Source organism: Alienimonas chondri (assembly GCF_013036045.1).
GTDB lineage: Bacteria > Planctomycetota > Planctomycetia > Planctomycetales > Planctomycetaceae > Alienimonas > Alienimonas chondri.
The window spans coordinates 1-6,857 of record NZ_WTPX01000191.1 but is presented as its reverse complement, the minus strand read 5'-3'; the positions used below and the strand labels follow the sequence as shown (position 1 = coordinate 6,857).

8 protein-coding genes are annotated in these 6,857 nt (G+C 70.5%); 1 reads left to right on the top strand and 7 read right to left on the bottom strand.

What is annotated here, in order from left to right:
• Positions 1-17 precede the first annotated feature (17 nt).
• The 7 genes from LzC2_RS19150 to LzC2_RS19125 all read right to left on the bottom strand — a co-directional run bounded on the left by LzC2_RS19150 (position 18) and on the right by LzC2_RS19125 (position 5,313).
• On the bottom strand, positions 18-1,061 hold the full coding sequence (locus LzC2_RS19150; protein ID WP_206678805.1) for a hypothetical protein: 1,044 nt from the start codon (positions 1,059-1,061) through the stop codon (positions 18-20).
• Positions 1,062-1,150: 89 nt separating this feature from the next.
• Positions 1,151-2,683: an AAA family ATPase gene (locus tag LzC2_RS19145; RefSeq protein WP_171189637.1), complete on the bottom strand. Its 1,533-nt coding sequence runs from the start codon at positions 2,681-2,683 to the stop codon at positions 1,151-1,153.
• 58 nt (positions 2,684-2,741) lie between these two features.
• Positions 2,742-2,936 (bottom strand): DUF2997 domain-containing protein, encoded by a 195-nt coding sequence (locus LzC2_RS19140; RefSeq protein ID WP_171189636.1) that lies wholly within the window; start codon positions 2,934-2,936, stop codon positions 2,742-2,744.
• 1 nt (position 2,937) lies between these two features.
• Complete coding sequence (locus LzC2_RS19135; protein WP_174977620.1) at positions 2,938-3,351, bottom strand: DUF1257 domain-containing protein; 414 nt, start codon at positions 3,349-3,351, stop codon at positions 2,938-2,940.
• 39 nt (positions 3,352-3,390) lie between these two features.
• Complete coding sequence (locus LzC2_RS22650) at positions 3,391-3,513, bottom strand: hypothetical protein (RefSeq protein ID WP_261345297.1); 123 nt, start codon at positions 3,511-3,513, stop codon at positions 3,391-3,393.
• 297 nt (positions 3,514-3,810) lie between these two features.
• Positions 3,811-4,701: a helix-turn-helix domain-containing protein gene (locus LzC2_RS19130; RefSeq protein WP_206678804.1), complete on the bottom strand. Its 891-nt coding sequence runs from the start codon at positions 4,699-4,701 to the stop codon at positions 3,811-3,813.
• 342 nt (positions 4,702-5,043) lie between these two features.
• Positions 5,044-5,313 (bottom strand): helix-turn-helix domain-containing protein, encoded by a 270-nt coding sequence (locus tag LzC2_RS19125; protein WP_171189634.1) that lies wholly within the window; start codon positions 5,311-5,313, stop codon positions 5,044-5,046.
• A 544-nt stretch (positions 5,314-5,857) separates the two neighbouring features.
• On the opposite strand from LzC2_RS19125, the gene LzC2_RS19120 reads away from it, so the two are divergent.
• The gene (locus LzC2_RS19120; protein ID WP_171189633.1) at positions 5,858-6,823 is read left to right on the top strand and encodes a hypothetical protein; all 966 of its coding nucleotides are present in this window, start codon (positions 5,858-5,860) and stop codon (positions 6,821-6,823) included.
• Positions 6,824-6,857: the final 34 nt, after the last annotated feature.

Genomic DNA, 6,857 nt, shown 5'->3' with positions numbered 1-6,857 from the left:
CTCCTGCACGGCCCCGCTCATCGCGGGCTCCGCAGCACGCGGCGGCGGGGGGCGTCGGCGACGAGCGGGTCGAGGGCCGCGGCCACGCCGGCCAGCCCCTCCCGCACGCGCTCCTGCAACCAACCGACGCCTGTCGAGGCCCGCAGGTCCGCGGGGTCGACGCCCCGCATCAGGCCCTCGGCTTCAGCGACCACCGCGTTCAGTTCTTCGTTCCCGCCGACGCTCAGCCGGCGGAACCGCGTGAAGAACTCCGTGAGGTTCTCCACGGCCGAGTCCCGGAACACTCTGGGACCGCCGTTCTCGCCGCCGGTGAGGCGTTCGCGCAGGTGTTCGACCAACTGGGCCAATTCCTGGGCGAAGGCGGACTCCGCCAGTTCCACGGCCTGTTCGAACCGCTGCCGGACGCGGTCGCACTCCTGCCGGTACAGGCGGGGCGAGAGACGCCGCAGGTAGTCCGGCGGTTCGACCGCGGGCAGATCCCACGACAGGCCGAACAGCGGCGCCAGACTCGGCGGGTAGTCCGCGGGGTCGAACAGATCGCCGAGTCGGCGTCTTGCCCGGCTCACCAGTTCGTCCCGGCAGCGGTCCACCTCGGCCGCGGCGTCGGCCAGTTCCGCCTGCAATTCGCCCATCCGCCGCTCGAACGCCGGCAGGTCGGTGCGGGGCAGCAGACGGACGCCGGGCTCCGGGTACGGCAGGCTGGCGCTCTTCCATTGGGACACCGCGGCGTGCCGGACCTTCGCCGCGGCCCGGAGGGCCGGGTGCTTCGTATCGAGGAGTTTCTTGCTCGCCGAGAGCGAGCCGCTCTCGGCGTCGAAGGGGGACGCCGCCTCGTCCTTCTGCTCGGCGGAGAGGGTGCGCCGCAGCCCCGGCCACGAAACGTGCAATCGCACGGCGGCGGCGTCCGATCGCAGACGATCGGCGGGGCTTCGTTCGCCGTGAACCCGGTCCTCGTCGAGGATCGTGACCTCCGCGGCGCCGTGGTCCGTCTCGGCGTCGGGCAGATCGGGGTCGTCATTCAGCGTCCGCCCGCGTCGCGGGGGACTGATCAGCAGAGTCATGGTTGAGATCTCGTGAGCGGAAAATGAAAACGCCCCGGCGGAGCGCCGGGGCGTGGCGTGCGGGGAGGCGGGCCGAGCGGGGCCGGCGGTCAGTTCAGCGCGTAGTTCTGCTTCGCGGACCGGGCGGTTCGGCGGCGGGGGCCGTCGGAGTTCGCTGTGTCGGCCGGTCGGAACACGCCGCCGACCTCGGCGTCCAGGCACCGCCCGGACGCCCAGCGACGCAACTTCGCCAACGGCTCCGCGGCGGAGACGGAGACCGGCACCACGTACGTCGCGGCCGCGGCCAGGCTCACGCCCAGCAGCGCCGAGAGCCGGCAGCAGGATTCGATCTCGGCGCCCGTCCAGCCGGCGTCCTCCGGCGTGGATTCGCCGGCGGCGACGCCGTAGCGCTCGCGGTACGTCTCCCAGATGCCCGCCCGCTGTTCGGGGCCGGGCAGGTCGAGGAAGAACGTCGCGTCGAACCGCCCGCTGCGGGTCAGCTCCGGGGGCAGCCGGCTGGCGTCGTTGGACGTGCAGACGACGAATACCCCCGCCGGCCGGTCCGCCAGCCAGGAGAGCAACGTCCCCAGCAGCCGGGACGACACCCCGGAGTCTTGGGCACTCCCGGACGTCCCGGCCAAAGCGCGTTCGATCTCGTCGACGAAGCAGATCACCGGGTCCATGGCTTCGATCGTCGCCAACGCCCGTCGGGTGTTTTCCTCCGTGGCTCCGACCAGCCCGCCCATCAGGGCGCCCACGTCGAGGGTCAGCGTCGGGCGGCCGACCTCGGCCCCGAGGGCCTTGGCGAAGGAGCTCTTGCCCACCCCGCCCGGCCCCAGGCAGAGCACGCCCTTCGCCTCGGCGACCGGCGAACCGTTCATCAGCGCCGTGCGGCAGAAGGTCTTCAGGGCGGACATCCCGCCGAGGGCGTCGAAGCCGGGACCGCCGCGCGAGAGCGTCAGCGGACCGCCGCTCGAGAGCTGCTTCGCCTTCAGTTCCCACAGCGGTTCGGGATCGAGCCGGCCGTGCCGGACCAGCGAGAGGGCGAAGGCGTTCTCCGCCTCCGACCGGGTGAGCCCCGCTGCGGCGTCCAGCACGGGCGTCATCGGATCGGGAAGTTCCCCCTCCTCCGTCGCCACGCCGCGGGCGACTGCTTCCAGTTCCTCCCGGGACGGCAGCGGGCAGTCCAGGACGACAAAGTCCCGGGCCAGCTCCGGCGGCAGGTCCGCGGTCGGCTGGATCAGGATCATGTGCGTGCGGCGGGTCTTGCCCGCCGCCAATGCCGACCGCACCGCGGCGAGGAGTTCGGGACTGTTGAAGTAGCGGTGAGCATGGACCATCGCCAGCAGGCTCGGCGTCTCGCCGTCGCCGGAGGCCGGCAGGGCTTTCACGGCGGCCAGCGGATCGGCCGGGCCGTCCGGCCCGCCGTCGGCGGTCCAGGCGGCGAGGTTCCAGCCCCGCTCGCGACAGAGGCCGGCGAGGTCGCGGAGGACCTCCTCCGGCTCCGGGCTGACCGCCAGCACGCCGGGGAAGGCGGCGGCGATCAGTTCCGCGAGCCTTTCGGTCAGTCCCGTGGGAGAGGTCGCGGGAGTGGATTCGTCTTCGGGTTCGGGCGGGGCGTGGCCCCGCGGTCGACGCGGCATGGCGTCTCCTTCGTGTGGGGTGGGGGATGAGAAAGAACGGACGGCCGGGTCGCGGGCGTCAGGCCTGCTGCTCGACCGTCTGGGCGACCGGGGCGACCGCGTGGTACTCCGGCGTTCGCCGCTTGGCGGTGGCGACGCCGAGGGCGTCCTCGTACGGCTTCGACGCCGCTTCGCAGGACGGACCGGCGAAGCCCTTCGTCTGAATGCTGGTCTCGCCGGCGGGGGTGACGGTGATCTCGATGCGGGGGGACATCTCAGGCGGCCTCCCCGGTCGTCAGGGACTGCGGAGCGCCGCCGAAGCCCATAGGCCCGGCGGTGACGGTCAGCCGCACGCTCCCGTCGGCCAGGGCCGTCTCGGCGACGCGGTGGCCGCGGGCCCGGGCCTGAAGTCTCGCCTTCTCAAGGGCGTACGCTTGGAGGAGACGGCCGACGAAGGACTCGTCGCCCCAGCGGCCCTCGTAAACGTCATGGTGCAGTTCGCCGGTCTCGACGTCGCAGACGATCGGGTACACGAACCCGGGCGGGCGGACCGCCAAGCCGGACTGCACCGAGCGGTCGAAGAAGGTGACGGTTTCGGTCTGCGGCGGGGGCAGCTTCAATCGAGTGCAAGCCGCCGCGAGGGCGGCGGGGTCCGTCGCCTTCGCGGCGACGGTCACGAGGTGACTCACGGGGAAGTCTCCTGTTCGGGGTCGAGGATGGGGAAGCGGTCAGCGGTCGTCGCGGGGCGGCGGGCGGCGCCCGGCGGCGAGCGCGGCGAGGTCGGCCAGCAGGCCGAGCAGCAGTCGTCCCGCCGCGGCGGCCAGCCGCGGCGGGAGGGAGAATCGGGGCACGGGGCGGCTCCGGTGCGGGGTGCGAAGAAGCGGCCGACGGCGTCGCCGGCCTCACCCCACAGTGACGCGAAAAGCCTCCGCTTTACTGAGCCCTCACTCGGTGTCAACGCGGACAGAGGCGTCCTTGAAACCGAGTCGGTCGGCCGCACGTCGACTGCCCCGCACGTCGGCGTGTCTACGTCCCTTTACAGTTAGTAATATCAAGTTAATCCTTCTTAAGTTTGGGCGGCGCTTTTCCCAGACTCTGCGGACACGATTCTTTCCGCCGCGCCAGGATTCCCGCCCCCGCGGACGGATTTATCGAGCCTTGGCGCCCGGATCGAAGCCGCATGAGCGCGCCGCCAAGCCCGCAAGCCGGGGGCTGGGACGACCTCGCCGGGACGACGTCGGGCGAGACGCCCGCGAGGGAAGACCGTCGAGATCCGGCCCCGGCCCGATGACGAACTGGTACTCGTAATACGACTCGGGCGGAAGAACCCCGATCCACCTCCCCCTGACGAGTCGCTCTAGGCCGTTGTCGATCGTCTTTCGGTCGATCCCGAGCCGATCGATCATCTTGGCGCGGTCGAGCGTCGGGTACGGCTCCAAGTGCAACGGGACTTCCATCTCTTCGTAGTTCCGAGCGCGATCCACCCACTGACTACGGAGCACGAGGGCGCGACTCAGGAGGTACGCGTAGAGCAGCTTGGTCAACGGAAGCACCTTGTATCGATGTACCCACCGCGGCAGCACGCCGTAGCCGTCCCGCCCCTGCCTCCGGCGTGTGGTGTCGATCCCGTTGAGCTCCAGGGCTCGTTCAGTGAACTCGTAGACTGTCGACTTCTGCCCCCTCGCCCCCGTCTCTCGGATCAGGCCTCCGTCGAGCTGGGAAAGCGCCCGGAGGTGGCGTTGCACGGTACGACGGTCGCAGGACATCTCCCTCGCGATCAGATCCACGCTCGGGAAGGCGTCGTTCCGTACCCGGTTTCGATAACGAATCAGGACGCTCGCGGTGATCGCCCGCGACTTGAACTCGCGGATGACCCCGAACGGCACGTGGTCGTAACCGGAAACCGCGCGGAGACGGTCGGCCAACTCGAGCGTCGGCGGCAACGGGTAAGGCGGCCATAGACACTCGTCGTCGGACTCCCTGAGCCCTTCCAAGCCGGGGGGACGGGTCGACAGCGTTTGGAAATGAGGGTCGGACATCTCTGCCGCGGGACCTGTTTGATCGGGGTCGGGGGAAAGCTCACGAGACCGGCGACGCGGAGTCGTCGAGCGTGTCGCAACAGCGGATCTCAGGCATCACGCCGACGTGGTGGGCGACGCGCGCTCATGGCCGGCCTCCGCCGGAGCATCCTGTTCTTCCGATACGTATCGGAAATCGAACTTGGACTTGGGCGACCGTTCGACGCTGTCGCCGCCGAGCCGGGGGCGAGGCGTTTCCACACCTGCCGTCGACCGATGCTGACGGCAAGTGGTGGAGCTGACGTAGGGTCGGGGGGGGGGCGCAGACCGCAGCGTCCAGTCACCTCGAACAAAAACGCTCGTTCAGAAATACTCTTTGACGCCCGGGAGGAGGGACGTCCGCCGGCGGGTCGGCTTGGCCGGGGGTTCGGTCGTGCGGAGCTTCAGGAACCGGTCGACCTCCGCCTCGTGGAACCGGTAGCGGGGGCGTTTCGCGCCGGGCATGGCGATGTCGATCGCCGTCAGGGCCCCGCCGTGGACGAGGTCCCGGACGTGCTGCGCGGTCGATCCGATCAGGGCCGCGGTCTGCTTCGTGGTGAGCAGGCCGGCGGCCAGCGAGGTTGTCTTCGGCATCGGTTTGATCCGATCGGCGTTGAGCAGACAGAAGTCGGACCCGAGCCGCCGCTGTGCGCCCGCCGCTCCCGAGAGTACGCTCGGGAGTGCGTGACGCGCGGCTTCGGCTGGGCGTCGTCGTGGGTTCCGGGGGCGAAGGTTGTTTGATCGCTGCTTCTCGCCCCCGGGACTGTCCGCGGGTGAATGGAACGGGTGAAATGGAACGGGAAACGTTCTCCTGGGATCGCGCACGCGCGATCGTCTATCGGCCCGGGCGTCCTGACCGCAGGCGTCCGACCCGCCCGTCCTGGGAGGCCGCCGATAGGTTCTCCTCGACGGCCGTGAGTTCGGCCGTTCGGGCGAGTCGCGAACGCCGCTACGACGCCGGACGCCCGGCGCCGCTCACATCGTCGGCAACACGTCTCACCCGGGGACATTTTGCGCACAGTTCCCGACTGTCACAACCGTCGGCAACATTTTACACCTGAGAAACACGACAGCACACACTTCCCGATAACGGGCATGGGCATGCTAGAGTCGTTTTCCCGCCACGCAGACAGCTCCTATGACCCACCGGAAAGACCGTCGATCGCCGAATTCCCCGCAGCTTGCCGCGACTGCCCCGTCGACGGAGGAGGTCGCGGCGGCGTTCCGCGCCCTCGTCGACAAGCGGTTCGGGTCGCAGCTGCGGGCTTCGAAGGCGCTCGGCATCCCGCGGGTCACGCTCCAGCGGGTTCTCGCCGGGGAGCAACTGCCCGGGGCGCCGTTGCTTCAGGCGTTGGCCGCTGCGGGCGTCGACGTGAACGCGTTGCTGCTCGCGGGACGGGAGCCGGGCGAGCCGACGCCGTTCGCGGAGCCCGGCCCGCCGAGCGGGCGGCATGAGGAGAGCGGGGCGTCACCTTGGCCTGCGCTCGACCGCTCGGGGGGCTGGCCCGTCGAGACCGCGATCGTCTCGGGCGTCCTGCCGCTGTTCGACGTCTTTCTCCCGGGGGAGCCGTCCGGGTACGCCGGGCGATCCCTCGGCGATGTCGCCGTCCCGGAGGCGTGGGCCCGGCCCGGGTCGTACGCCGTCTGGCTGGGCGAAGCGAAACGGTCGAAGAAGCTGATCTTCGCCGAGGAGGGGTTGTGCTACCCGGAGCAGCGCCCCGAGGTCGCGAACGACGTCCTCATCGTCTGGACCGGTCGCATCCCCGACTGGGTGACGGCCTCCCCGTTGGCCGGGGCGGCCCGCCGGAAGTCCGTCCGGCACACCTTCGCCGGTCAGGAACGGATTGAGGCGTACCGACAGGAGTCCCGCGAAATATCGGCCGCCCCCGTCGTGCTGTACCGGGACGTCCCCGTCCTCTCCCTCGTTCACCGGGGCGTCTCCTACCGGCGAGAGAACGACAAGACCGGGAAGGACAAGTTGTACGCGTTCGCGGAGTTCCGCGGCGGGGCTTCCGAGCCGGACTGGATCAAACGCATGCCCGTCGCGGGGTTCGCCGTCTTTTCGCTGGGACGCTTCCGGGCGGGGGCCGGCCGGCCCGGCTGAGCCCGGCCCGACCCGCAGCTCGCCCGGCCCGCAG

What these genes read in the sequence shown, in the direction of transcription:
- LzC2_RS19120 (WP_171189633.1), top strand. Translation starts at nt 5,858, where the DNA reads ATGACCCACCGGAAAGACCGTCGATCGCCGAATTCCCCGCAGCTTGCC.
- LzC2_RS19140 (WP_171189636.1), bottom strand. Translation starts at nt 2,936, where the DNA reads ATGTCCCCCCGCATCGAGATCACCGTCACCCCCGCCGGCGAGACCAGC.
- LzC2_RS19125 (WP_171189634.1), bottom strand. Translation starts at nt 5,313, where the DNA reads ATGCCGAAGACAACCTCGCTGGCCGCCGGCCTGCTCACCACGAAGCAG.
- LzC2_RS19150 (WP_206678805.1), bottom strand. Translation starts at nt 1,061, where the DNA reads ATGACTCTGCTGATCAGTCCCCCGCGACGCGGGCGGACGCTGAATGAC.
- LzC2_RS19130 (WP_206678804.1), bottom strand. Translation starts at nt 4,701, where the DNA reads ATGTCCGACCCTCATTTCCAAACGCTGTCGACCCGTCCCCCCGGCTTG.
- LzC2_RS19145 (WP_171189637.1), bottom strand. Translation starts at nt 2,683, where the DNA reads ATGCCGCGTCGACCGCGGGGCCACGCCCCGCCCGAACCCGAAGACGAA.